The organism is Bradyrhizobium sp. LB13.1 (assembly GCF_054056815.1).
Genome location: NZ_JBSRYQ010000001.1, coordinates 7654478 through 7679950 on the forward strand (window position 1 = coordinate 7654478; position 25473 = coordinate 7679950).

Sequence of the window (25473 nt, forward strand, 5' to 3'; positions counted from 1 at the left end):
TCGCAATGACACGGTAACAACCGAAAGCTTTCGCATGAATGACGACAAAGATGCGAAGCTGATCGAGGTCGGGCGAAAGCTGTTTGCCCGCGACTGGCAGTTCATCTGGGCCTCGCCCTCGATTGAAACGCTGCCGCCGATGGCGGGGCTGGAGATCGCCTTTGCCGGACGCTCCAATGTCGGCAAGTCGAGCCTGATCAACGCGCTCACCGGCCGCAACGCGCTCGCGCGCACCTCGCATACGCCGGGCCGCACCCAGGAGCTGATCTTCTTCGAGGTCCCCGGCAAGACCGAGCTCCGCCTCGTCGACATGCCCGGCTATGGCTATGCCAAGGCGCCGAAGAGCCAGGTCGCGTCCTGGACCGAGCTGATCCACAAATTCCTGCTCGGCCGCGCCTCGCTCGCGCGCGTCTACGTGCTGATCGACGCGCGGCATGGCCTCAAGGAGGTCGACCACGAAGTCCTGAAGACGCTCGACCGCTCCGCGGTCAGCTACCAGATCGTGCTGACCAAGGCAGACCAGGTCAAGGCCGCCGAGCTCACTGAGCGGATTGCCGAGACCGGCGTTGCGCTCGCCAAACATCCCGCCGCGTTTCCGGATGTGCTGACGACCTCGTCCCGCTCCGGATCCGGCATGGCCGAGCTGCGCGCCGCGATGGCGAAGCTGCTGGAGGAGCGGACCAAGTGATGGCGCGCCTGTTGATCGGGCTTGCCGGTCTGATGGGCGCCGCCGGCGTCGCGCTGGCCGCCGCCGCCGCCCACGGTGGCGATGCGAGCCGGCTTGCTTCGGCGAGCGCCATGCTGCTGTTTCATGCAACTGCCGTACTTGCGGCCACAGCCCTGCTCGCGCACCGCCTTCTGCACGGCGGAATTGGCCTCATTGCTGCGTTCGGTTTCGTACTCGGCGCCGCGTTGTTCGCGGGCGACCTCACCTTGCGGCAATATGCCGGCCATTCGCTGTTTCCATATGCGGCGCCGACGGGTGGAACGGTGATGATTTTGAGCTGGCTGGTGGTGACGCTCGCGGCGGTGGTGGTGCGGAAATAGGTCTCGTGCCCCGGACGCAGCGCAGCGCTTCAGCGATGCGCTGCTGAGCCGGGGCCCATGCCAGCTTCTGGGTCCCGGCTCAGCGGCGCGTCACTGCGTGCCGCACCGCGTCCGGGACACGAGATCGCATGCCAGTCCTACTTTGCGCCTCGCCCGCCAATCAGATAGAACGCGGCCCGAGTATCCCGCCAGCGAGATCCGCCTCATGACCGAAATCTCACCGCTCGACCAGGCCCGCATCCTGTCCGAAGCGCTGCCGCACATGCAGCAGTATGACGAGGAAACCATCGTCATCAAGTATGGCGGCCATGCCATGGGCGACGAAGAGGGCGCGAAGAATTTTGCCCGCGACATCGTGCTGCTCGAGCAGACCGCGATCAACCCGGTGGTGGTGCATGGCGGCGGCCCGCAGATCGCGACCATGCTCAAGCGGCTCGGCATCGCCTCGGAATTCGCCGCCGGCCTGCGCATCACTGATGCCGCGACGATCGAAATCGTCGAGATGGTGCTGGCCGGCTCCGTCAACAAGCAGATCGTCGGTTACATCAACGAAGCCGGCGGCAAGGCCGTGGGCCTGTCAGGCAAGGACGCCAACATGGTGAAGGCGTCGAAGACGACGCGCACCATCATCGATCCGGACTCGCACATCGAGAAGGCGGTCGATCTCGGCTTCGTCGGCGACCCCGAGAAAGTCGACCTCACGCTGCTCAACCAGCTGATCGGCTACGAGCTGATCCCGGTGCTGGCACCGCTCGCGACCTCGAAAGAGGGCCAGACGCTGAACGTCAACGCCGACACTTTTGCAGGCGCCGTGGCCGGCGCGCTGAAGGCAAAGCGGCTGCTGCTGCTCACCGACGTGCCCGGCGTGCTCGACAAGTCGAAGAAGCTGATCCCGCAGCTCTCGGTCAAGGACGCGCGAAAGCTGATCGCCGACGGCACCATTTCCGGCGGCATGATCCCAAAGGTCGAGACCTGCATCTACGCGCTCGAACAGGGTGTCGAGGGCGTCGTCATCATCGACGGCAAGATGCAGCACGCGGTGCTGCTCGAACTCTTCACCAACACGGGCACGGGAACGCTGATCCACAAGTGAGAGATGAGAAACCGAGAGACGCCGTCATGGCCGAGCGGAGAGTTCAGCGACCGCGCCGCTCCACTCTCACGCGCTTCCTGATGACGCTCCCTGCCGCAGCCATCTCGTTTGTCTTCTCCTCCGCGCCGGCCTTCGCCGACCTCAAGATCTGCAACCGCATGTCCTATGTCGTCGAGGCCGCGATCGGCATCGACGACAAGGCGGCGACCGCCACGCGCGGCTGGTTCAGGATCGATCCCGCCACCTGTCGCGTGGTGGTGCAGGGCACGCTCTCCGCCGACCGCATCCTGCTCAACGCCCGCGCGCTCGGCGTCTACGGCGCATCCCCGATCCCGCAGAACGGCAGCGACACGCTGTGCGTCGCGCAGGACAATTTCGTCATCGCGGCCGCGCGGCAGTGCCGCAGCGGCCAGACCCAGGCCGCCTTCACGCAGATCACGCCGACGCAAGGCGCGGACGGTAATCTCGTCGCCTATCTCGCGGAGGATTCCGAATATGACGACGAGCAGGCCCGCCTTGCCGCCATCCAGCGGCTTTTGGTGATTGCAGGCTACGATGCCGCGCCGATCGATGGCGTCGACGGGCCGAAGACGCAAGGCGCGCTGGCCGCTTTTCTGAAGAGTCGCGGATTGTCGTCGGACATCGTGTCGTCGCCGAACCTCTTCAAGACCATGGTCGATGCGGTGCAGACGCCGTCTCCGGCCGGCCTCACCTGGTGCAACGACACCCCGCACAAGGTGATGGCGGCGGTCGCCACCGACGACGGCAAGTCGGTGACGAGCCGCGGCTGGTATCGCATCGATCCCAAGACCTGCCTGCACCCTGACGTGGCCGGCCAGCCCAGGCAGATCTTCAGCTTCGCCGAGGCCATCGACGCCGACAACCGCGTCGTCAAGCTGAAGGACAAGCCGCTGAACTGGGGCGGCGACAAGCAACTTTGCACGCGCGAAACCAAGTTCGAGACCCACGAGCAGACCGATTGCGGCGCACGCGGTTTCGCGGCGACGGGTTTCGGCGCGGTGGACATGTCAAGCGGCGGCAAGACGCTGCGGTTTTGCGATGCCGTGATTGAGAAAGCTGTGATGACCCCACCCCGCGCCTTCGCCCATATCGACACCTGGGTGTTCGACCTCGACAACACGCTGTATCCGCACCACGTCAATCTGTGGCAGCAGGTCGATGCGCGGATCACCGAGTTCGTTTGCAACTGGCTGAACCTGACGCCGGTGGAAGCGCGCAAGATCCAGAAGGATTATTACCAGCGCTTCGGCACCACGATGCGCGGCATGATGACCCTGCACGGCGTACGCGCCGACGACTATCTCGCCTACGTCCACAAGATCGACCACTCGCCGCTGGAGCCGAACCCGGCGCTGGGCGAAGCCATCGCAAAACTGTCGGGACGAAAGCTGATCCTGACCAACGGCTCGGTCGATCATGTCGATGCGGTGCTGGCGCGGCTGGGCTTTGCTGCACATTTCGATGGCGTGTTCGACATTATCGCGGCCGAATTCGAGCCGAAGCCGGCGCCGCAGACCTACCGGAAATTTCTCTTGGACCATTCGGTCGACCCGATGCGATCGGCCATGTTCGAGGACCTCGCCCGCAACCTCACCGTCCCGCACGAGCTCGGCATGACGACGGTGCTGGTGGTGCCTGACGGCACCAAGGAAGTGGTGCGCGAGGACTGGGAGCTGGAAGGCCGGGACGCCGCCCATGTCGACCACGTCACGGATGATCTGGCGGGGTTTTTAGGCAGGTTGTCTCATCCCAGGTGAGCCGTCATACCCGGCGAAGGCGGGTATCCGGTCATCGCCGCCGTTTCGATTCATCACGACCGCCGCGGCGTACTGGATCACCCGCTCCAGCGCGCAATTGCGCGCAAGGCCGGTGATGACAGCGAACCAAGCTTGACTCCGTCCCCCAAATCCCGAAAAAGCGCCCCAATCCATCAAAATTCCCATTCCCTAGAGGAAATGCCGATGTCCCTCCAAGCCCTCGAATCCACCATCAACGGCGCCTTCGAGGCGCGCGACGACGTCTCGACCTCGACCCAGGGGCGAGGTGCGCGAGGCCGTGGATCAGGCGCTGGAGATTCTGGACAAGGGCGAGGCGCGCGTTGCCGAGCGCGGGGCCGACGGCAAGTGGAAGGTCAATCAGTGGCTGAAGAAGGCCGTGCTGCTCTCGTTCCGCCTCAACGACATGGGTGCCATTCCCGGCGGCCCCGGCAAGGCGACCTGGTGGGACAAGGTGCCCTCGAAGTTCGACGGCTGGGGCGAGAACCGCTTTCGCGACGCCGGTTTCCGCGCCGTTCCCGGCTCGATCGTGCGCCGCTCGGCCTTCATCGCCCGCAACGTCGTGTTGATGCCGTCCTTCGTCAATCTCGGCGCCTATGTCGATGAGTCGACCATGATCGACACCTGGTCGACCGTCGGCTCCTGCGCGCAGATCGGCAAGCGCGTGCACATCTCCGGCGGCGTCGGCATCGGCGGTGTGCTCGAGCCGCTGCAGGCCGAACCCGTCATCATCGAGGACGATTGCTTCATCGGCGCACGCAGCGAAGTCGCCGAGGGCGTGATCGTGCGCAAGGGCGCGGTGCTGTCGATGGGTGTGTTCCTGGGCGCCTCGACCAAGATCGTCGACCGCGAGACCGGCGAGATCTTTATCGGCGAGGTGCCGGAATATTCGGTCGTCGTTCCCGGCGCGCTGCCCGGCAAGCCCATGAAGAACGGCCAGATCGGCCCGAGCACCGCCTGCGCCGTCATCGTCAAGCGCGTCGACGAGCGCACGCGCTCGAAGACCAGCATCAACGAGCTGCTGCGGGATTAAATCTCCCTCACCGTCACCGTGAGGCGGCCGCTCCTTCAGCGGCCCTCGAAGGGCGACGGCCCGGCTGCTGGCTGCATCGAACCCACCTTCCCTCCATCGGCACCAATATCCGGGCGACCTCTCCCGCCCGGAGCCTTTGGCACGGACTGGACCTGGTATCTCTTGCGCTTCGACGACCGCCTCTGCTCTTGCAAAGGACTGGGACCAGCAGGGCGAGATCGAATTTGTCCCGCGCAGCGCTAGCCCGCCCGGCGGCATGCATGTTAAGCGGGGCGCATGACCGATGCTCTCTCGATTGCCCGCGATCTCATCCGCTGCCCCTCGGTAACTCCGGCCGATGCCGGTGCCCTGGGCGTGCTCGAAAAAGCTCTCACCGCAGCCGGCTTCACGTGCCACCGCGTCACCTTCAGCGAGCCCGGCACGGCCGACGTCGACAATCTCTATGCGCGGATCGGCACTGACGCGCCGCACATCACCTTCGCCGGCCACACCGACGTGGTGCCGCCGGGCGACGAGAGCGCCTGGAGCGTCGGCGCATTCTCCGGCGAGGTGAAGGACGGCTTTCTGCACGGCCGCGGCGCGGTCGACATGAAGGGCGGCATCGCCTGCTCGGTGGCAGCCGTGCTGGAGCATCTCGCCGCGAACGACGATAAGCCGCGCGCAGACGGAAAGGGCTCGATCTCGTTCCTGATCACCGGCGACGAGGAAGACGTCTCCATCAACGGCACCATCAAGCTGTTGAAGTGGGCGGCCGAGCGCGGCGAGAAATTCGATCATTGCGTGCTTGGCGAGCCCTCCAATGTCGAGACGCTCGGCGACACCATCAAGGTCGGCCGCCGCGGCTCGCAATCCGGCACGCTTTACGTCGACGGCATGCAGGGCCATGTCGCCTATCCGCACCGAGCGGCGAATCCGGTGCCGGACATTTCGCGATTGATCGTCGCGATCTCCGACGAGCCGCTCGACCATGGCAGCGCGCAGTTCCAGGCCTCCAACCTCGAATTCACCTCGGTGGACGTCGGCAACACCGCCAGCAACGTCATCCCCGGCCAGGCTCGCGCAAAATTCAACATCCGCTACAACGACAACCATAGCCAGGCGAGCCTGCGCGAGCTGGTCGAGACGCGGCTGACAAAAGCCTGCGGCAACCGCATTCGCGCCCGCATCGTCTGGGATCCCTCGAACTCGAACGTGTTCGTAACCAAGCCCGGCCCGTTCACCGAACTCGCGGTGTCCGCGATCGAGGACGTGACGGGCCGCAAGCCGGAGCTGTCGACCTCGGGCGGCACCTCGGATGCGCGCTTCATCTCCAGCTACTGCCCGGTGATCGAGTTCGGCCTGGTCGGCCAGACCATGCACCAGGTCGACGAGCGCGTGCCGGTCAGGGATCTGGAGAAGCTCACGCAGGTGTATCGCGGGATTTTGGCAAGGTATTTTGGGTAGGCTCTGCTGCCAGCTACTCACTCCGCCGTCATGCCTGGGGAGACAGCAAACGCCCTCCTCTCAGTAATCCACCTTCATCAGATACAGCCCGTCCGGCGGGGCGACGATGCCGCAGGCGGCGCGGTTGCGCGCGGCGAGTGCTGCGGAGAGATCGTCGGCGGTCCAGCGTCCCTCGCCGACCCACATCAGCGACCCCACCATCGAGCGCACCTGGCTGTGCAGGAATGAGCGCGCCGAGGTGATCACCGTCAGTTCGCGGCCGTCGCGCTCTACGTCAAGCTGGTCGAGCGTCTTCTCCGGCGATTTGGCCTGGCACTCGGTGTCGCGAAACGTCGTGAAATCGTGCTTGCCGAGCAGGCGCTGCGCCGCCGCGTGCATCGCATCGGCATCGAGCCGGCGCGGCACGCGCCAGGCGTGGCCGACATCAAGCGCGAGATTGGCGCGGGTGTTGACGATGCGGTAGCGGTAGTGACGCTTCACGGCCGAGAAGCGCGCCTCGAAGGTATCAGGCACGATCTCCGCCTCGAGCACCGCAACCGGATGCGGGCGCAGATGCGCATTCAAGCCGTCGCGAAAACGGCCCTGCGGAAACTGCTTGTCGATATCGACATGCGCGACCTGGCCTCGCGCATGCACGCCGGCATCGGTGCGCCCGGCGCCGTGCACGCGCGCATCCGCGCCGGTCATCGCCTTGACGGCAGCCTCCAGCGCGCCCTGCACCGACGGCAGCGTCTCCTGCACCTGCCAGCCGAAGAACGGCGCGCCGTCATATTCGATGGTGAGCTTGTAGCGTGGCATCTTGTCCAGTTTCGCTGTCATCGTCCGGCTCGACCGGGCGATCCAGTACTCCGCAGCCTATCCGTTCGACCGAGAAGCCTCGGCGTACTGGATACCCCGCCTTCGCGGGGTATGACAGCGTCAGGTGAATTTGGCGCCGGTCTTCAGCGGCACGCCGCGCAGGAAGTCCGCGGCCTGCATGCGCGCCTTGCCTTCGCGCTGGAGCTCGATAAGGCGGACTGCGCCATCGCCGCAGGCAATGGTGAGGTGATCGTCGAGCACCTCGCCCGGCCTACCCGAACCCTTCGCCAATTCACAGCGCAGGATTTTCACGCGCGCGTTCTCGCTCACCCCGGTGAGCTCGGCCCAGGCGCCGGGGAACGGCGACAGGCCGTGGATGTGGCGCAGCACCTCGCGCGCCGGCCTGGTCCAGTCGATCCGCGCTTCGGCCTTGTCGATCTTGGCGGCATAGGTGACGCCGTCCTCGCTCTGCTGCTTGAGCTGAAGCCCCGCCGCGGGCGAGCGCGGCCATGGCGCGCACCATCAGATCGGCGCCGAGCCGGGACAGGCGGTCGTGCAGATCGACCGCAGTCATGGTGTCAGTGATTGCAAGGCGCTCGGCCATGGCAACGTCGCCGGTATCGAGTCCGACATCCATCTTCATCACCATCACGCCGCTCTCGGCATCGCCGGCCATGATCGCCCGGTTGATGGGAGCAGCACCGCGCCAGCGTGGCAACAGCGAAGCATGCAGATTGTAGCAGCCGAGCTTTGGCGCATCGAGGATCGCCTGCGGCAGGATCATGCCATAGGCGACGACGACGGCCGCATCGGCGTCGAAGGCACGAAATTCTGCCAGCGCCCCCTCGGTTTTCAACGTCTTCGGCGTCAGCACGGGAACGCCGAGTTTCCGTGCGGCCTCTTCCACCGGGGTCGGCTGCAATTGCAGGCCGCGCCGGCCGCCGGGCTTCGGCGCGCGCGTATACACGGCCGCGATGTCGTGGCCATGCGCGACGAGCTCGAGCAGCGTCGGCACGGAGAAATCGGGCGTGCCCATGAAGATCAGGCGGAGGGGCATGACAAGCACTCGGTACGTTCCCTCCCCCCTTGTGGGGGAGGGCTAGGGAGAGGGGTGCCACACGACGCGCTCTCTCGGTTTGAGCTTTCGCGGCACGCATTTGATTCGGATCATGGACAGACTTCCGCCTGGGCTACCCCTCTCCCCCGCCCTCCCCCACAAGGGGGGAGGGAGTGCAGGGGAGTACGAGGCAGCACTAAACCTCACTCCGCGCGCTTGGCGGCCTTCTCGAACTTCTTGATCACGCGGTCGCGCTTGAGTTTTGACAGGTAATCGACGAACAGCACACCATTGAGATGGTCGATCTCGTGCTGGATGCAGGTGGCGTAGATGCCTGCGGCGTCCTCCTCGTGCACCTTGCCGTCGAGATCGGTGAAGCGCACCCGCACTTTCGCGGGACGTTCGACCTCCTCGTAATATTCGGGGATCGACAGGCAGCCTTCCTCGTAGACCGACAGCTCCTCGGAGGAGGCGATGATTTCCGGATTGATGAAGACCCGCGGCTCGAGCTTGGTTTCGCCGTCCTGGTCGGGCTTGGCAAGGTCCATGGTAATCAGCCGCAACGGCTGCGCGATCTGGATCGCCGCAAGCCCGATGCCGGGCGCGTCGTACATGGTCTCGAACATGTCGTCGGCAAGCTTGCGGATCTCCGGCGTGACCTTCTCGATCGGCTTGGAGACCAGACGCAGCTGCTTGTCGGGCAGGATGATGATTTCTCTGAGGGCCATGGCCGCGATTTAAGCCGCGCGCCCGATGCGGTCAATCCGGCCCGGAACCCCGTTAACCTTCCGCTAACCATAAAACTTCAGGTTTCGTTAACCGTAAAAATTAACGGGGCATTTACCATAAATGTTCGCTATTCGTTCGTGCCGCGAAGCGAATCGGTTAGAAGCAGGGGCATGAACGAGATCATTTTCATGCTCGGCGACTGGCCGGTGCGCACCGTGGACGCGCTGATCGGCTTCGGCGCGCTCGTCCTCATCCTGATGGTGGCGATCGCCGTCGTGATCGCGCGCTCCGGTCGGCGCGGCGCGGAACTTGCGATCGCCAACGCCATCCGCGCCGACGAGCTCGAGGAGCGCCTGAGCCAAGTGCTGCACGCCCAGGGCGAGGCTTCGGGCCGGGTCGATGCCATGACCCAGACGCTCGCCGGCCGCCAGGCCGACATGGCGCGCGCGGTCAACGAACGGCTGGATTCGGTGACCCACCGCGTCGGCCAATCGATGGAAAACACCACGCGCAACACCATGGATAGCCTGCGCGCCCTGCACGAGCGGCTCGGCATCATCGACAGCGCGCACAAGAACCTCACCGACCTCACCACGCAGGTGACATCCTTGCGCGACGTGCTCGCCAACAAGCAGTCGCGCGGCGCCTTCGGTCAGGCGCGGATGGAGGCGATCGTCCAGGACGGTCTGCCGAAGGGGGCCTACGAGTTCCAGTTCACGCTCTCGACCGGCAAGCGGCCCGACTGCGTCGTGTTCCTGCCCGACCAGCGTCCGCTCTGCATCGACGCGAAATTCCCGCTGGAAGCGATGACTGCGCTGCACGATGCCCGCACCGACGAGGAACGGCGCGTCGCCACGCAGCGGCTGCGCGGCGACGTGATGAAGCACGTCAGCGACATCGCCGAAAAATATCTCGTCGCCGGCGAGACCCAGGAAATGGCGTTGATGTTCGTGCCATCGGAATCGGTCTATGCCGAGATCCATGACGGCTTCGACGATGTGATCCAGAAGGCCTATCGCGCCCGTGTCGTGCTGGTATCGCCCTCGCTGCTGATGCTGGCGATCCAGGTGATGCAGCAGATCATGAAGGACGCGCGCATGCGCGATGCCGCCGACCAGATCCGCACCGAAGTGATCAAGCTCGGCGACGACCTCGGCCGCCTCAGGGATCGCGTGGTGAAATTGCAGAAGCACTTTGCCGACGCGAACGAGGACGTGCGGCAGGTGCTGATCTCCGCCGACAAGATCGAGAAGCGCGCGGGCCGGATCGAGGAGCTCGATTTCAGCAAGACCGACGCACCCGAAGGCCCGCATCTGGTGACGACCGGCGCGCCGGAGCTGTTCCCAAGAAAGCTCCAGGCGGGGGAGTGACCTGTTCGGGACTGCCGCCACAATCTCGGCTGTCGTCGTCCGGCTTGACCGGGCGACCCAGTATTCCAGAGACGCCAAATGGGAACACGCAGCTACTACGTCTACATACTCGCTAGCAAGATCGGCGGCACCCTCTATATCGGCGTGACCAATGATCTCATCCGCCGGGTAGCGGAACACAAATCAAAGCTGATTGAGAGCTTCACAGAGCAGTACGACGTCATCAGGCTCGTCTACTTCGAGCAGTTCGATGATCCCGAGAACGCGATCAGGCGCGAGAAGCGACTCAAGAAATGGAAGCGAGCATGGAAGATCGCGCTGATCGAGAAAGACAATCCGGACTGGAATGATCTTTATCCGGAGATAGCAGGTCCCCCATAACCCCTGCCTCTGGAATACTGGATCGCCCGGTCAAGCCGGGCGACGACACCTCGCTTGTGGCCGCCAGAATCTGCTAACACCCTCCCATGACCGCACCCGACGCGACCTCTTCCGCCACCGCTGACGCGCCCTCCTCCTGGCGTGACAGCCTTGCCGTTTACCTGCAACCGCGGGTGCTGATCGTGCTGTTCCTCGGCTTCTCGTCCGGGCTGCCGCTGGCGCTGTCGGGCTCGACGCTGCTGGTGTGGATGCGGGAATCTGGCGTCGATCTCAAAACCATCGGGCTGTTTGCGCTGGTCGGCACGCCCTACACGCTGAAATTCCTGTGGGCGCCGCTGGTGGACGCGCTGCACGTGCCGCTGTTCACGCGCGCGTTCGGGCGGCGGCGCGGCTGGCTGCTGTTCTCGCAATCGCTGCTGATCGTCGCGATCCTGCTGCTGGCGCTCACCGAACCCCGCGCGTTCGCCGTTCTTCGTCGCGCTCGGCGCATTGCTGGTGGCGACGACCTCGTCGACGCAGGACATCGTGGTCGACGCCTTCCGCGTCGAGAGCCTGCCGGAGAGCGAGCAGGCCGCCGGCATGGCGTCCTATGTCGCGGCCTATCGCATCGGCATGCTGGTCTCGACGGCCGGTGCGCTGTTCATCGTTTCGGGTTTCGAGAGCACCGGCATCACCCGCACATCGGCCTGGATGTGGGGCTATGTAGTGATGGCGGGAATGGTGCTGATCGGGACGATCACCGCACTGGTCGCGACCGAGCCCGAGCAGTCGGTGCGGGCGGAAGCCGCGACGCAAACGGAGACCGCGTTCGCACGCGTGCTGCGCGCGGCGATCGGCGCCTTCTCGGAATTCCTGACGCGGAAGGACGCGCTCGCCGCGCTCGCCTTCGTCGTGCTGTTCAAGTTCACCGACGCCTTCTCCGGAACGATGACCGCGCCGTTCGTGATCGACCTCGGCTTCTCCCGCAACGACTATGCGGCAATCGTCAAGGGCGTCGGCCTCGCGGCGACGCTGATCGGCGGCTTTGCCGGCGGCTTCGTCGCGCGGCGCTATTCGCTTGCGACCAGCCTCTGGATCGGCGGCGTGGTGCAGGCGCTCGCGAACCTTTCCTTCTCCTGGCTGGCCTTGGTCGGCACCAGCCAATGGGCGCTCGCCTTCGCCATCACAGCTGAGAATTTCACCAGCGCCATCGGCACGGTGATCTTCGTCGCCTATCTTTCGGCACTCTGCCAAAACCCGCTGCACACAGCGACGCAATATGCGCTGCTCACCGCGCTTGCCGCGGTGGGGCGGACCTATCTCTCATCAGGCGCCGGCTTCGTGGCGGATACGACCGGCTGGCCGCTGTTCTTCGTGATCTGCATGCTGGTGGCGATCCCGAGCCTAGTGCTGCTGGTCTGGCTGCAGAAGCGCGGGCACTTTGACGCGCTGGGCCCGATAAGGGTTTAGTCTCGAACGCAATCGTCATTGCGAGCGAAGCGAAGCAATCCAGACTGCCGCCGCGAAGACAGTCTGGATTGCTTCGTCGCAAGAGCTCCTCGCAATGACGACGGAGGCCCTACTGCTTCTTGATCAAACTCCACTTCGTGATCACGGCTTCGCTCATCTGGCCGGGATCGCTGGCGCAGGCGATTTCGTCGACCTTGACCGAGATCTCCTTGCCGGCGAACGTCTTCAGCTGTGCGGCCTGCGCGTCGCCGCTGGGAACGAGCTGGAAGGTTTCGGGCCCGGTCTCGAGATTGCACAGCCCGCTCGGCGGCGGCAGCCGGCGCGGTTCGGTGGTGATCTGGTAGGTCGCAACCCGCTTGCCGACGTTCTTGACGTCGCGCACTTTCATCGTGTTCAGCTCGCCCGAGAGCACCTCGCCGGCATTGATCAGCTTGCCGGGCTTCGCCGGCGGCGGAGCCCCGTCATCCTGCTGCGCGGAGATAGCCGGTGTCCCCAGCGTCATCATCGTTGCGACCAAAGCCCATCGTGTGGCGAAAAGTTTCGTCATGTCGTTCGTTCCGTAAGTCTGGATGGCTAGAACAAGGTGCGCTGCCGCATCGCGGCCGATAGCGTACCTTCATCGAGATAATCAAGCTCGCCGCCGACCGGCACACCATGCGCGAGCCGGGTTACTTTTACGTTGGCGTCCTGAAGCAGGTCGGTGATGTAATGCGCCGTGGTCTGGCCGTCGACGGTGGCATTCAGCGCCAGAATGACTTCATGCACCTGCGTGTCATGCGCGCGCGCCACCAGCGCCTCGATGGTGAGGTCCTGCGGGCCGACACCGTCGAGCGGCGACAACGTCGCGCCCAGCACATGGTAGCGCCCTTGAGTGGCATTGGCCCGCTCCAGCGCCCAGAGATCGGCAACGTCGGCGACGACGACGATGATCGAGGGATCGCGCTTCGGATCGAGGCAGACCGTGCAGGGACTTTGCGTGTCGATGTTGCCGCAGGTCTTGCAGACCTGGACCTTGTCGAGCGCGACCTGCATGGCCGAGGACAGCGGCATCATCAGCGCTTCGCGCTTCTTGATCAGATGCAGCGCCGCACGCCGCGCCGAGCGCGGACCGAGGCCCGGCAGCCGCGCGAGAAGCTGGACCAGCCGCTCGATTTCAGGACCCGCAACAGCGCCCATACTATTGGCCGAGCATCCCCGGCGGCAGGCTGAGCCCGCCCGTGAGCGCCTGCATCTTCTCCTGCATGGCGGCTTCCGCCTTGCGGCGGGCGTCACCGAACGCGGTGACGAGCAGATCCTCGAGCACCTCGCGCTCTTCGACCTTCATCAGCGAGGGATCAATCCTGACGCCCTTGACGTCCATCTTCGCGGTCATGCGCACGGCGACGAGACCGCCGCCGGAAATGCCCTCGACCTCGACGTTGGCGAGTTGGTCCTGCATCTCCTGCATCTTGGATTGCAGCTGCTGCGCCTGCTTCATCATGCCGAAAATATCGACCATCGGTGCTGTCCTTGGAAAGCTAGGCTCTAGAGATCGTCGCCGTCGGAACCGTCGGGCGGATCGTCACTGCCATAGTCGGCGTTAATATCGGATGCCGGCGCCTCGGGGGCAAGCCTGCGGACTTCGACGACCTTCGCACCCGGAAAGCGCGACAGCACCTCCCGCACGCGCGGATCGGCCTCCGCAGTGCGCGCATGTTCCTGCTTGGCCGCCTGGTTCACCGACCGCAGCGTCGGCTGGCCTTGCTCGTTGGAGACGATCACGGTCCAGCGGCGCCCGGTCCACAGCTCGAATTTTCGCGCGAGGTCGGAAATCATGGTCTTGGAGGCGTTGGGCTCGAGCGCGACTTCCAGCCGGCCCTCCTCGAAACGGACGAGACGCATGTCGCCTTCGAGCGCGCCCTTGATCATGAGGTCGCGCCTCTGGCCGGCGAGCGCGACGAGCTGGGTGAAGCTCGTGATGCGCAGCGCGGGCGTCGCGCCTTGCGGGTCAGCGACGGGCGCTGCCATCTGCGGACGGGCCCCACCGCCGCCGCCGCCAAACGAGGACGGAGACGAATTCGGCATGCGAACGGGCGCAGCGGACGCAACCGGCGCGGCCGGCGCGCTACGCGCGGCACCGCCACCGCTCACGACCGGCGAACCGCCTCCGCCCTGCTCCAGCATCTTGAGCGCCTCGTCCGGCGTCGGCAGGTCGGCGACATAGGCGATGCGCACCAGCACCATCTCGGCGGCTGCCGCGGGCCGCGTCGCGGCCTGCACCTCGGTGATGCCCTTGAGCAGCATCTGCCACATCCGCGACAGCACGCGCATCGAGATCTTCGAGGCGAAATCCCGCGCGCGCACGCGCTCGGTCTCGCCATAGGCGACGTTGTCGGCGGTCGCCGGCACGATCTTCACGCGGGTGACGAAATTGACGAACTCGGCGAGATCCGAGAGCACGACGATCGGATCGGCGCCGACGTCGTATTGATCGCGGAACTCCCTGAAGGCGCTGGCGATGTCGCCACGCGCCAGAGAGTCAAAAAGGTCGATGACGCGGGTGCGGTCGGCGAGCCCCAGCATCTGCCTGATAGCATCGGCCTTCACGGTGCCTGCTGCATGCGCGATCGCCTGATCGAGCAGCGAGAGCGAATCGCGCACCGAGCCTTCCGCTGCGCGCGCGATGATTCCGAGCGCCTCCGGCTCGATCTCGACGTTTTCCTTGGCCGCGATGTTGGCGAGATGCTTCATCAGCACGTCGGCCTCGACCCGGCGCAGGTCGAAACGCTGGCAGCGCGACAGCACCGTGACCGGAACCTTGCGGATCTCCGTCGTGGCGAACACGAATTTGGCGTGCTCCGGCGGTTCCTCCAGCGTCTTCAGGAAGGCGTTGAACGCCGCCGTCGACAGCATGTGGACTTCGTCGATGATGTAGACCTTGTAGCGGGCGCTGGCCGGCGCGTAGCGCACGCTGTCATTGATCTGGCGGACGTCGTCGACGCCGGTATGCGAGGCCGCGTCCATCTCCAGCACGTCCATGTGCCGGCTTTCCATGATCGCCTGGCAATGCACGCCGAGCGTCGGCATGTGGACGGTCGGGCCCTTCACCGAACTATCCGGCATCTCGTAGTTGAGCGCACGGGCAAGAATGCGCGCGGTGGTGGTCTTGCCGACCCCGCGAACGCCGGTGAGGATCCAGGCCTGCGGAATGCGGCCGGTCTCGAACGCATTGGAGACGGTGCGGACCACAGCCTCCTGGCCGATCAGATCGTCGAACGAGGAAGGGCGGTATTTCCGCGCCAGCACCCGGTAGGGCGTTCCCGGCTGGGCGCCGAGGGCAAAGCCGGCCTGGCTGGCGCTATCGGAATTGGGAGGGGCGCCGGCGTCGGTCATCGGTCGATCCGCAATGGAATGTCTTTCAGCCGGCGTTTGCGGAAAGGAGCGCGCTGGCGGTTTTGCGCCGGCGCAATTCGCTCGAAAAACAAGTAGGAGACTGACGAGCGACCCGATCCGGACCTCGTTAGGGCTGCTTCCTTCCGGACCTGACCCGGTTGGCGAGTGGCTCGTCCACCGCCAATCTCCCGGCCCCTATTTGGGGCCAAAGGGCCCGGAAAGCAAGCGGGTATGCGTCGGTCCCGCGCACCCGGCGGGGCGGCCCGTCGAACCATTTGGGCCGCTGACAACGGCTCAGGGTCCGCTGCCCGGAACCTCCGTGATTCGCGCAAATCGCTTACGGTACTCCGCGGGCGTCACACCGACGTGACGATGGAATGCGCGGCGCAGCGTATCGGCGTCGGCAAATCCACAATGCAGCGCCACCTGCTTCGGGGCTTCATTGCCAAGCTCGAGCAGCCGCCGCGCCGCGTTGACGCGGGCCTCTTCGACCCAGGTCGCAGGCGTGACCCCCACCTCGGCGCGGAACAGCCGCGCAAAATGCCTCGGGCTGAGCTCCATGCGCGTCGCCAGGCTGGCAACGCTGTGATCCAGCCCGGGATTGGCGGCGACCCAGCGCTGCAGCTCCTGCAGCGCGGCGCGGCCGGCGGGGACAGCCTCGCCCTTGCGGGTGAACTGCATCTGCCCACCCGGGCGCTTGAAGAACATCACGAGCTGGCTTGCGACCTTCATGGCCGTATCGCGTCCGAGATCTTCCTCGACCAGTGCCAGCGCGAGATCGAGCCCCGCAGTCACGCCGGCGGCTGTGCGGAGCTTTCCGTCGATGACGTAGATGGCATCCTTATCCACCGTGACTGATGGGAATCTGCTGGCCAGCATGTCTGCGACCGCCCAATGCGTCGTGACCCGCCTGCCATCCAGAAGACCGGCGGCGGCAAGAAAGAACGCCCCGCTGCACACCGAGCCGAATCTACGGGTCCTCGAAGCCCGTCGCCGAAGCCAGTCGACCACGCGTCCATCCGCAGGGACTTCGGCGGCGTTCGGGCATCCCGCCACCAGCAGGGTGTCGATGGGGTCCTGGAAGTCACGGTCGACGATCCGGTCAGGCATCAGCCGGATGCCTGAGGAGCTGCGGATCGGCCCCGGCTCCGCGCCGCCGACGAACAAGGCATAGGCCGGATAGCCGGCCTGCACGTTGGCTTCGGCAAACACGTCGAGTGGTCCGGCAACGTCGAGCAGCTGCACTCCCGGCAGCGCCACGATCACGATCGTTCTTGGCTTCGGTTTCGCGCCCATGGCCGCCTCGGTCCGGATTTGTCCGTTTTAGACGCATTACGTCGATTCCAGACAGACTAGCCGGGATTTACCATGCACGCGACCGAAATTTCAGGAGCTGATCATGTCAGACATCATCGAGGCCACCGTCATTCCCGACAGCAGGCTGGCGCGTGCCATCACCGAATACATCCGCGACACCGAAACCGACCTGCTCTTCAACCATTCCAGCCGCGTCTACCAATTCGGCGCGATAGCGGGCGTCCGCCGCGGACTGACATTCGACCGCGAACTGCTTTACGCCGGCGCCATGTTTCACGACATCGGCCTGATGCCGCACCATGGCAGCAAGCACGAGCGGTTCGAGGTCGACGGCGCGCACGCCGCGCGCGCGTTCCTGCGTAGCCACGGCATTTCGGAAGCCGATGCCTACACCGTCTGGACCGCGATCGCCCTGCACACGACGCCGGGCGTCCCTCAGCACATGCACCCTGTCGTCGCGCTGGTGACCGCAGGCGTCGAGATGGACGTTCTCGGACTGACCTACGGCGAATATTCCGACGAAGAGCGCACGGCGGTCGTGAAGGCGTTTCCGCGCACACCGCACTTCAAGGAAGACATCATCCAGGCCTTCTACGACGGCATCAAGCACCGGCCGGATACGACGTTCGGCAACGTCAAGGCCGATGTCATCGCCGACAAGGAGCCGCATTTCCATCGTGGCAATTTCTGCAGCGTCATCCGCAACTCCCATTGGCACGGCTGAACGCACTTCGTGCCCGTTGCAAATCCGCGCCTCAATCACCGATCAGGAAGTACGACATGAGCGATAAACGCCCCCACCTCACGCACGCGACGGGAGCTCCCGTCAGCGACAATCTCAACATCATGACCGCCGGCCGCCGTGGCCCCGCATTGTTGCAGGATGTCTGGCTGATCGAGAAGCTCGCCCATTTCGATCGCGAGGTGATTCCCGAGCGACGCATGCATGCCAAGGGATCCGGCGCCTTCGGGACCTTCACGGTCACCCATGACATCTCAGGCTATACCAAGGCGAGGATCTTCTCGGAGATCGGCAAGGTGACGCCGATGTTCGCGCGCTTCTCGACGGTCGCCGGCGAGCGCGGCGCGGCCGACGCCGAACGCGACATCCGCGGCTTTGCGCTCAAGTTCTACACCGAGGAAGGCAATTGGGACATGGTGGGCAACAACACGCCCGTGTTCTTCTTCCGCGATCCGCTGCGCTTTCCCGACCTCAATCATGCGATCAAGCGCGATCCCCGGACCGGAATGCGCAGCGCCGACAACAATTGGGACTTCTGGACGCTGTTACCGGAAGCCCTGCATCAGGTCACCATCGTGATGAGCGAGCGCGGCCTTCCCAGAAGCTTCCGGCATATGCATGGCTTCGGCAGCCACACCTACAGCTTCATCAATGCCGCCAATGAGCGGACCTGGGTGAAATTTCACTTCCGGACGCAGCAGGGCGTCGAAAACCTGACTGATGCCGAGGCTGAAGCACTCATCGGCAAGGACCGCGAGACTCACCAGCGCGACCTGTTCGAGAGCATCGAACGCGGCGATTTCCCGCGCTGGACGATGTTCGTGCAGATCATAACCGACGATCAGGCCAAGGCGTTTGCCTTCAACCCGTTCGACCTGACCAAGGTCTGGCCCAAGGCGGACTTCCCACTGGTCGAGGTCGGCTATTTCGAACTGAACCGCAATCCGGAAAATGTCTTCGCCGAGGTCGAGCAGGCATCCTTCTCGCCGGCTCATGTCGTTCCGGGCATCGGCTTCTCGCCCGACAAGATGCTGCAGGCAAGGCTGTTCTCCTACGGCGACGCGGCGCGCTATCGCCTCGGCGTCAACCATCATCTGATCCCGGTCAACGCGCCGAAATGTCCGTATCACAGCTACCATCGCGACGGCGCAATGCGGACCGACGGCAATCTGGGGGGCACGCCGGCCTACTTCCCGAACAGCCGCGGCGAATGGACGGACCAGTCCGATCTCAACGAGCCGCCGCTCGATATCGACGGTGCAGCGGCACATTGGGATCACCGCATCGACGACGATCATTATCGGCAGCCCGGCGACCTCTTTCGCAAGATGAACGCTGAGCAGCGGCAGGCCTTGTTCGACAACACGGCGCGCGCTGTCGGAGCGGCGGCCATCCCGATCCAGGAACGGCACATCGCCAATTGCACCAAGGCCGATCCCGCCTACGGCGCGGGCGTCCGCGACGCGTTGACGCGTCTTGCGACTGTTCGCGCCAAGGCTGCAGAAAAGGCTACAGAAAAGGCCGCAGAATAGGATCGACCGATCCTGACCGACCTCTCGTCGACTTCAGCGAACGGCACCGACAGGTGCCGTTCGCATTTTTAAAGCGAGCCACCGAAGCCTCTCAATTTTTTCGCGAAAATAGCTTGAACCGAGCCGCTCGCCGGGCCGTGCCAGGCATCGCCGCGCCACTCTCGCCACCAGGCGCAGATGCGGACATTCGCCTCGGAATGCGTCACGCCGATAGGCTCCGTGCCTATCTTCGAGGCCCACTCATCCCTGAGGCAATCGAGTCTTGACAGGGCCCGCCCGGCAGCGCCTTTCTATGAAATCCTGCCGGAACCAAAACAAAGGGCGCGCGAAAGTCCGATCCAGAGCATTTTTCAGCCGGCTGACGCCGATTGATGGGAATTTTCGCGCGAGATCAATCACACACCTTCATCCAACCAGAAAAGCGATTCCTCAAAATGGTTACACGTCGTGATGTCGCATCGATTGTCGGACTTGGCGCGATGGCTGCGGCCACGCTGGCCTCCCCGGCCGTGGCGCAGACCGCAGCGGATCCCAACGAATCGACCTTCGCCCGCATCCGCCGCACCAAGAAGATGCGGATCGGCGCGGTCGGCGGTGGCGCGCCCTATTACATGAAGGACCTCGCCAGCGGCCAGTGGAAGGGCTTTTACGTCGACATCGCCAAGGCGCTCGCCGACGACATGGAGGCCGAGCTCGACATCACCGAGACCACCTGGGGCAATTCGGTGCTCGATCTCCAGGCCAACAAGATCGACATCTTCTTCGGCCTCAACCCGACCCCGAAGCGCGCGCTGGTGGTCGATTTCTCGGTGCCGGTCTTCAACAACGCGTTCGGCATCCTCTGCAAGAAGGATTTCAAGCCGAAGAGCTGGGCCGAGCTGAACTCGCCCGACGTCAAGATCGCGGTCGACCAGGGCTCCTCGCACGACCAGGTCGTCAGCCGTCTGACGCCGAAGGCGCAGATATCGCGCCTGAAGTCCGCCGACGACGCCACCGCCGCGCTCCAGACCGGCCGCGTCGACGCGCAGTGCCTGATCACCATGCTGTCGCTGACCGTCCTGAAGAAGAATCCCTCGCTCGGCCAGTTCGTGCTGCCGACGCCGATCTTCGCCACAACGTCCAACGCCGGCTTCCGCCGCGAGAGCGACAAGACCTGGCGCGACTACGTCAACACCTGGATCGACTTCAACAAGGGCCTCGGCTTCATCCGCAACGCGATCATCACCAACATGGAGCTGGTGGGCGTGACCGAAGCGGACATTCCGCCGGGCGTTTCGCTGTAGGATGTGATGAGTTCGGGTCGAGCTCAATCCGCAAGGCGCGGTGCGCTCCCTCTCCCGCTTGCGGGAGAGGTGAAGCAAGAAAGCACGCATGTATCAGTGGGACTTCAGCATCCTCTGGAGCTATCGCTGGCTCTTTCTCAACGGGCTCGGCGTCACCGTCGGCTTCACCGTGGTCATCGTCGTGCTCGGGCTCGTATTCGGCCTGTTCGGCGCCTTCGGCACCCTGTCGCGCTTCAAGGCGGTGCGTTTGCTCGCGCTGACCTTCATTGAGGCGTTCCGCTGTACGCCGATCCTGGTGCAGTTGATCTGGTTCTATTACGCGCTGCCGATTCTGGCCGGTGTCGAGATGACGCCGATCACGGCCTCGGCGCTGGCGCTCTCGCTCTATGGCGGCTCGTTCTATTCGGAGATCATCCGCGGCGGCATCATCTCGATCGACCGTGGCCAGTCCGAAGCCGGCGCCGCGCTGGGCATGACGCCGGGACAGAGCATGAGGCGCATCGTGCTGCCGCAGGCAATCAAGCGCATGATCCCGGCGCTGATGAACCAATCGATCATCCAGTTCAAGAACACCTCCCTGGTCTCGGTACTGGCGGTGCCCGACCTGGTCTATCAGAGCCAGGTCGCGGCCCATGACAGCTACCGTCCGCTGGAGACCTACACCGCCGTCGCGGTCGCCTATGCGGCAATCCTGATTCCCCTGACCATCATGGTCCGGCGCGGCGAGAAGCGACTGGCGGTCAGCGAATGAGCGACACGAACGTCGAAAATCGAGATCCGCGGCCTGCGCAAGAGCTTTGGCAGCAACGAGGTTTTGAAGAGCATCAGCCTGGACGTCGCCAAGGGCGGCGTCGTGGCGCTGATCGGACCGTCCGGCTCCGGCAAGTCGACGCTGCTCCGCTGCGTCAATCTCCTGGTGACGCCCGACGGCGGCAGCGTTCGCGTCGGCGACACGCGCTTCTCGTTCGGAGAGGGTACGAAGCTCCCCGATGTGAAGACGCTGGCACGATTCCGCGCCACCACCGGCATGGTGTTCCAGCACTTTAATCTGTTTCCGCACATGACGACGCTCCAGAACGTGATGGAGGGACCGATCACGGTGCGCCGCATGGCCAAGGCTGACGCCGAGAAGCTGGCGCGGGCCCAGCTTGCCAAGGTGGGGCTTGCGGAGAAGGCGGACCAATATCCGGCAACGCTGTCCGGCGGACAGAAGCAGCGCGTCGCGATCGCCCGCGCGCTCGCCATGGAGCCGGACGTGATGCTGTTCGATGAGGCGACCTCTGCGCTCGACCCCGAGTTGGTCGGCGAGGTGCTCGCCGTCATTCAGCGCCTTGCCTCCGAAGGCATGACCATGGTGATCGTGACCCACGAGATCGCCTTTGCCCGCGAAGTCGCCGACCGCCTGATCTTCATGCGCGACGGCGTCGTGGTCGAGGAAGGCCCGGCGCGACAAGTGATCGACAATCCGCAGCAAGCGGCGACGCGCGCCTTCCTCAGCCATTTCCACCGCACCGGCACGCTTCCGCCGGCCAACGCAACAACGTGATGCCAGATATCGATCGCGCCTATCTCGTCACCGGCGCCGCCAGCGGCATCGGCCGCGCCACCGCAAAACTGCTCGCCGCCCCCGGCAACGCTTTGCTGCTGCACACGCGCTCCAATGCAGCCGGCCTCGACGCCACGGCGGCGGAAGCCGAAGCGCAAGGCGCGATCGTCGCAAAATGCCTCGGCGATCTCGCTGAAGAAACAGCCGCCACCGACGCCATCGCCGCCGCCCAAGTCGCCTTTGGGCGGCTCGATGGATTGATCCTGGTCGGCGGCCATGCCCGCCGCGGCAGCGCGATCGGCACGCCGGCGGATCAGTTCCACCAGGCGATGGACGAATCGGCGCTGGCGTTCACGCGCCTGGTCGACGCCGCGCTCCCGCTGTTGCGGGCGGGACACGATGCGCGGATCGTCGCGGTGTCGTCGTTCGTGGCGCATGCGATCCGGCCTGAATTCGCGCCGTTCGCCGCGACCGCCGCAAGCCGCGCCGCGCTCGAAGTCCTGGTGCGCCTCACTGCGGTCGAGCTCGCCCAGGACGGCATCACCGTCAACGCGGTCGCGCCGGGCCTCATCCTCAAGGACAGACCGAGCGAGAGCAGGCTTTCGCCCGAGCAGATCGCCGCAACCGAGGCGCTGATCCCGATGGGGCGTCGCGGACGACCGGAGGAAGTCGCCGAGATCATCGCCTTCCTGGCGTCACCAAAAGCATCCTACGTCACCGGCCAGGTTTGGCACGTCAATGGAGGCCTGACATGATCGAAGCGACCGTCGAACGCATCAGGCTGTTCCTGATCGAAAGCCCGATCAAGATGGCGCGCCTCCAGGGCGTCGGCAACGTCAAGGGCACGGTGAAGCGCGTGCTGATCGAGGTCACCTCGAGCGGCGGCGTGATCGGCTGGGGCGAGGCTGCCCCGTGGGAGGTGTTCACGGGAACGCCGGAAGCGGCGTTTTCTGCGCTCGACATCTATTTGCGGCCGATCGTGCTGGGCAAGCCGGTGCGCCGCATCCGCGCGCTGATGGCTGAGCTCGACCGTGCGCTGGTCGGACATGCCGAGGCCAAGGTCGCGATCGAGATGGCGCTGCTCGACATCGTCGGCAAGTCGTCGGGACTTTCGGTCGCCGATTTGCTCGGCGGCCGCGTGCGCGACACGATCCCGCTGTCGTTCTCCATCGCCGATCCGGATTTCGCCGCCGATCTCGAACGCATGCGAACGATGGTTCCGGACGGCAACGTCATTTACAAGGTCAAGACCGGCGTGAAGCCGCATCGCGAGGACCTCGATCATCTCGAGGCGATCCGCAACGAGTTCGGCGACAAGGTCGATCTGCGCGTCGACTACAACCAGGCGCTGGCGCCGTTCGGCGCCATCAAGATCCTGCGCGACGTCGAGCAGTTCGCGCCGACCTTCATCGAGCAGCCGGTGCCACGCAAATATCTCGACGTGATGGCGCAGCTCACGGCGGCGCTGGAAACGCCCGTGCTCGCCGACGAAAGCTGCTTCGATCGCCGCGACATGATGGAGGTGGTGCGCCGCGAGGCGGCAGACGCCGTCTCGATCAAGTTGATGAAGGCCGGCGGCCTGTTCGAGGCCCAGGCGATCATGGCGATCGCCGACATCGCCGGCCTGCCCGGTTATGGCGGCACGTTGTGGGAAGGCGGCATCGGGCTGGCCGCCGGCACGCAGCTGATCGCGGCAACACCCGGCATCTCACTCGGCTGCGAATTCTACATGCCGCATCATGTGCTGACCGAGGACGTGCTCGAAGAGCGCGTCGCCAACCGCGGCGGCCACGTCGTGGTGCCCGATGGCCCCGGCCTCGGCATCCGCGTCAGCGAAGCCTCGATCCGCACCAACGCGCGCGTGCTGGCGGAGGCGTAGACGCCTCCCGCAAACGCTCGCGCGGGGGTCCTAGATCAGCGTTTCGCTTGTCCAGGACGACGAGCGAGTATGCAGCGGCAGCGGAGCCCCGATCCTTCCCCTATCGGAATCGGTATCGTATGGTCCGACCAAACGAGCCCGGTCGCCGGGCAATCTGGAAACATACATGTCCGAACCCGCCTGGTCGCTGCACTCCCGCCTGAAAGAGGACACCATCGACATCGGCGATTTGCCGCTGTCCAAGGTGCTGGTCATCAAGGACGCACATTATCCCTGGCTGCTGCTGGTGCCGCGGCGCATGGATGCGGTCGAGATCATCGATCTCGACGAGGTGCAGCAAGCGCAATTGATGACGGAGATCTCCCGCGTCTCGCGCGCGCTGAAGGAGATCACCAACTGCGACAAGCTCAACATCGCGGCGCTCGGCAATCTCGTGCCGCAGCTTCACGTCCATATCATCGCGCGCCGCACCGGCGACGCCGCCTGGCCGCGGCCGGTCTGGGGCGTGATGCAGCCCTTGGCGCACGATGCCACAGAGGTGCAGAATTTCATCAGCGCGCTTCGCCGCAAGATCTGGTTGGGTTGAAAGAACAAGAAATGTCAGCATTCGACTCGTTTCCGCTGGGACAACCGGCCTTCGTCACCAACATTCTCGACCGCGCCGCGCATCTGCGCCGCGACGACGAAAAGCTGTTCGCGATGGAGCAGAAGCCGTCGTCGCGCGCCTATATCGTCTACCGCGACTCGCTGCTGGTGAAGCGCGAGGGCGAAAAAATGCGCGCCCTGCTGGGCATCGACGAGGCGCTGAAATGCGGCGCCAATCCCGGTACGATCTTCTTGGGTCTGCGCGACGGCGCCGCCATGTTCGGCATGGGCCTGTCGCAGGCCGCGTCCGAGAAGCTGGTCGGGCGCGAAGACTACGCCCTCACCGAGCTGCGCGGCATGGCGATGCAGGGCGCAGTTCGCCCCGAGGAGCTGTCGGCGATCGCAATGGCGAAATCGATGGTGAGCTGGCATCAGCGCCACGGCTATTGCGCCAATTGCGGCACGCGGACCGGGATGAAGGAAGGCGGCTGGAAGCGCGAATGCCCGAGTTGCAAGGCCGAGCATTTCCCGCGCACCGACCCTGTCGTGATCATGCACGTCGCCTCCGGCGAAAAATGCCTGCTCGGCCGCCAGAAGCAGTTTCCGCCGGGCATGTATTCGTGCCTCGCCGGCTTCGTCGAGGCCGCCGAAACCATCGAGGACGCGGTGCGCCGCGAGATCCTCGAAGAGTCCGGGATCCGCTGCACCGACGTGCAATATTACATGACCCAGCCCTGGCCCTACCCGTCGTCGCTGATGATCGGCTGCAGCGCGCGGGCCGTGAGCGAGGACATCGTCGTCGATCATTCCGAGCTGGAGGATGCGCGCTGGTTCACGCGCGAGGAGGCAGCCCTGATGCTGACGCGGACGCATCCCGACGGGCTCGCCGGTCCGCACCCGTTCGCCATCGCCCATCACCTGCTCGGCCGCTGGGTGCACGGCAAGAGCTGAGACCGCCGATGGCTGCATCAGGGATCGCGCCGCGCATCCTCTGCATCGGCATTCCCGTGCGCGACCTGAC

General features: G+C 64.9%; 23 protein-coding genes, 1 other RNA gene and 4 pseudogenes. 19 read left to right on the top strand and 9 right to left on the bottom strand.

Annotation, left to right across the window (positions count from 1 at the left end):
- The first annotated feature begins 34 nt into the window (after positions 1 to 34).
- The 7 genes and pseudogenes from yihA (at position 35) to dapE (ending at position 6412) form a co-directional block, all read left to right on the top strand.
- Complete coding sequence (gene yihA, locus ACVWYI_RS37200) at positions 35 to 688, top strand: ribosome biogenesis GTP-binding protein YihA/YsxC (RefSeq protein ID WP_247351423.1); 654 nt, start codon at positions 35 to 37, stop codon at positions 686 to 688.
- Positions 688 to 1047, top strand: a complete 360-nt coding sequence (locus ACVWYI_RS37205) for a DUF423 domain-containing protein (protein WP_247351426.1) — start codon at positions 688 to 690, stop codon at positions 1045 to 1047. Before yihA ends, ACVWYI_RS37205 begins: the two co-directional genes overlap by 1 nt.
- Before the next feature lie 205 nt (positions 1048 to 1252).
- A complete protein-coding gene (argB, locus tag ACVWYI_RS37210; protein WP_247351429.1) occupies positions 1253 to 2140 on the top strand; it encodes an acetylglutamate kinase in 888 nt (295 codons plus the stop codon).
- Between the two features lie 80 nt (positions 2141 to 2220).
- Positions 2221 to 3195, top strand: a pseudogene (locus tag ACVWYI_RS37215) (DUF1036 domain-containing protein); the annotation flags it as partial.
- Positions 3196 to 3222: 27 nt separating this feature from the next.
- Positions 3223 to 3918 carry a pyrimidine 5'-nucleotidase gene (locus tag ACVWYI_RS37220; protein WP_456664621.1) on the top strand — a complete coding sequence of 232 codons (696 nt, stop codon included), beginning with the start codon at positions 3223 to 3225 and terminating at the stop codon, positions 3916 to 3918.
- A 204-nt stretch (positions 3919 to 4122) separates the two neighbouring features.
- Positions 4123 to 4969, top strand: a pseudogene (dapD, locus tag ACVWYI_RS37225) (2,3,4,5-tetrahydropyridine-2,6-dicarboxylate N-succinyltransferase).
- 276 nt (positions 4970 to 5245) lie between these two features.
- Positions 5246 to 6412: a succinyl-diaminopimelate desuccinylase gene (gene dapE, locus ACVWYI_RS37230; RefSeq protein ID WP_456664457.1), complete on the top strand. Its 1167-nt coding sequence runs from the start codon at positions 5246 to 5248 to the stop codon at positions 6410 to 6412.
- A gap of 60 nt (positions 6413 to 6472) precedes the next feature.
- Here dapE and truA read toward each other — a convergent pair whose 3' ends face one another.
- The 3 genes and pseudogenes from truA to def form a co-directional block, all read right to left on the bottom strand.
- Entirely contained in the window at positions 6473 to 7210 is a 738-nt protein-coding gene (gene truA, locus ACVWYI_RS37235; protein WP_456649725.1) for a tRNA pseudouridine(38-40) synthase TruA, read from the bottom strand.
- Between the two features lie 120 nt (positions 7211 to 7330).
- Positions 7331 to 8267 (bottom strand): annotated as a pseudogene (gene fmt / locus ACVWYI_RS37240) (methionyl-tRNA formyltransferase).
- Positions 8268 to 8470: 203 nt separating this feature from the next.
- Entirely contained in the window at positions 8471 to 8995 is a 525-nt protein-coding gene (gene def, locus ACVWYI_RS37245; protein WP_354104303.1) for a peptide deformylase, read from the bottom strand.
- 171 nt (positions 8996 to 9166) lie between these two features.
- Between def and ACVWYI_RS37250 the strand changes: the two genes are divergently transcribed.
- The 3 genes and pseudogenes from ACVWYI_RS37250 (at position 9167) to ACVWYI_RS37260 (ending at position 12196) form a co-directional block, all read left to right on the top strand.
- Positions 9167 to 10366: a DNA recombination protein RmuC gene (locus ACVWYI_RS37250; protein ID WP_456664458.1), complete on the top strand. Its 1200-nt coding sequence runs from the start codon at positions 9167 to 9169 to the stop codon at positions 10364 to 10366.
- A 78-nt stretch (positions 10367 to 10444) separates the two neighbouring features.
- Positions 10445 to 10747 (top strand): GIY-YIG nuclease family protein, encoded by a 303-nt coding sequence (locus ACVWYI_RS37255; RefSeq protein WP_456664459.1) that lies wholly within the window; start codon positions 10445 to 10447, stop codon positions 10745 to 10747.
- 86 nt (positions 10748 to 10833) lie between these two features.
- Positions 10834 to 12196, top strand: a pseudogene (locus tag ACVWYI_RS37260) (AmpG family muropeptide MFS transporter).
- A gap of 109 nt (positions 12197 to 12305) precedes the next feature.
- On the opposite strand, the gene ACVWYI_RS37265 reads toward ACVWYI_RS37260, so the two are convergent.
- From ACVWYI_RS37265 to ACVWYI_RS37290, 6 genes are all read right to left on the bottom strand, one after another.
- Entirely contained in the window at positions 12306 to 12743 is a 438-nt protein-coding gene (locus ACVWYI_RS37265; RefSeq protein WP_247351445.1) for a hypothetical protein, read from the bottom strand.
- 26 nt (positions 12744 to 12769) lie between these two features.
- On the bottom strand, positions 12770 to 13372 hold the full coding sequence (recR, locus tag ACVWYI_RS37270; RefSeq protein ID WP_247445346.1) for a recombination mediator RecR: 603 nt from the start codon (positions 13370 to 13372) through the stop codon (positions 12770 to 12772).
- A gap of 1 nt (position 13373) precedes the next feature.
- Entirely contained in the window at positions 13374 to 13694 is a 321-nt protein-coding gene (locus ACVWYI_RS37275) for a YbaB/EbfC family nucleoid-associated protein (RefSeq protein WP_247445347.1), read from the bottom strand.
- 26 nt (positions 13695 to 13720) lie between these two features.
- Entirely contained in the window at positions 13721 to 15568 is a 1848-nt protein-coding gene (locus tag ACVWYI_RS37280; RefSeq protein ID WP_456664460.1) for a DNA polymerase III subunit gamma/tau, read from the bottom strand.
- 92 nt (positions 15569 to 15660) lie between these two features.
- Positions 15661 to 15757: signal recognition particle sRNA small type (ffs, locus tag ACVWYI_RS37285), an RNA gene on the bottom strand.
- 105 nt (positions 15758 to 15862) lie between these two features.
- Entirely contained in the window at positions 15863 to 16864 is a 1002-nt protein-coding gene (locus ACVWYI_RS37290; protein ID WP_456664461.1) for a GlxA family transcriptional regulator, read from the bottom strand.
- Positions 16865 to 16967: 103 nt separating this feature from the next.
- Here ACVWYI_RS37290 and ACVWYI_RS37295 point away from each other — a divergent pair, with 103 nt between their 5' ends.
- The 9 genes from ACVWYI_RS37295 (at position 16968) to nudC (ending at position 25403) form a co-directional block, all read left to right on the top strand.
- A complete protein-coding gene (locus ACVWYI_RS37295) occupies positions 16968 to 17609 on the top strand; it encodes an HD domain-containing protein (RefSeq protein WP_247351451.1) in 642 nt (213 codons plus the stop codon).
- A 56-nt stretch (positions 17610 to 17665) separates the two neighbouring features.
- Complete coding sequence (locus tag ACVWYI_RS37300) at positions 17666 to 19159, top strand: catalase (protein ID WP_456664462.1); 1494 nt, start codon at positions 17666 to 17668, stop codon at positions 19157 to 19159.
- A gap of 434 nt (positions 19160 to 19593) precedes the next feature.
- Positions 19594 to 20442 (top strand): transporter substrate-binding domain-containing protein, encoded by an 849-nt coding sequence (locus ACVWYI_RS37305; protein ID WP_456664463.1) that lies wholly within the window; start codon positions 19594 to 19596, stop codon positions 20440 to 20442.
- Positions 20443 to 20530: 88 nt separating this feature from the next.
- Positions 20531 to 21193 (top strand): amino acid ABC transporter permease, encoded by a 663-nt coding sequence (locus ACVWYI_RS37310; RefSeq protein WP_247351458.1) that lies wholly within the window; start codon positions 20531 to 20533, stop codon positions 21191 to 21193.
- Positions 21194 to 21256: 63 nt separating this feature from the next.
- Positions 21257 to 21988 carry an amino acid ABC transporter ATP-binding protein gene (locus tag ACVWYI_RS37315; protein WP_456664464.1) on the top strand — a complete coding sequence of 244 codons (732 nt, stop codon included), beginning with the start codon at positions 21257 to 21259 and terminating at the stop codon, positions 21986 to 21988.
- Positions 21988 to 22743 carry an SDR family NAD(P)-dependent oxidoreductase gene (locus ACVWYI_RS37320; protein ID WP_247351462.1) on the top strand — a complete coding sequence of 252 codons (756 nt, stop codon included), beginning with the start codon at positions 21988 to 21990 and terminating at the stop codon, positions 22741 to 22743. The genes ACVWYI_RS37315 and ACVWYI_RS37320 overlap by 1 nt, the downstream gene beginning before the upstream one ends.
- Complete coding sequence (locus ACVWYI_RS37325; protein WP_456664465.1) at positions 22740 to 23867, top strand: muconate cycloisomerase family protein; 1128 nt, start codon at positions 22740 to 22742, stop codon at positions 23865 to 23867. The genes ACVWYI_RS37320 and ACVWYI_RS37325 overlap by 4 nt, the downstream gene beginning before the upstream one ends.
- A gap of 166 nt (positions 23868 to 24033) precedes the next feature.
- Entirely contained in the window at positions 24034 to 24453 is a 420-nt protein-coding gene (locus ACVWYI_RS37330; RefSeq protein WP_247351464.1) for an HIT family protein, read from the top strand.
- An 11-nt stretch (positions 24454 to 24464) separates the two neighbouring features.
- Complete coding sequence (gene nudC / locus ACVWYI_RS37335) at positions 24465 to 25403, top strand: NAD(+) diphosphatase (RefSeq protein ID WP_247351465.1); 939 nt, start codon at positions 24465 to 24467, stop codon at positions 25401 to 25403.
- Positions 25404 to 25473: the final 70 nt, after the last annotated feature.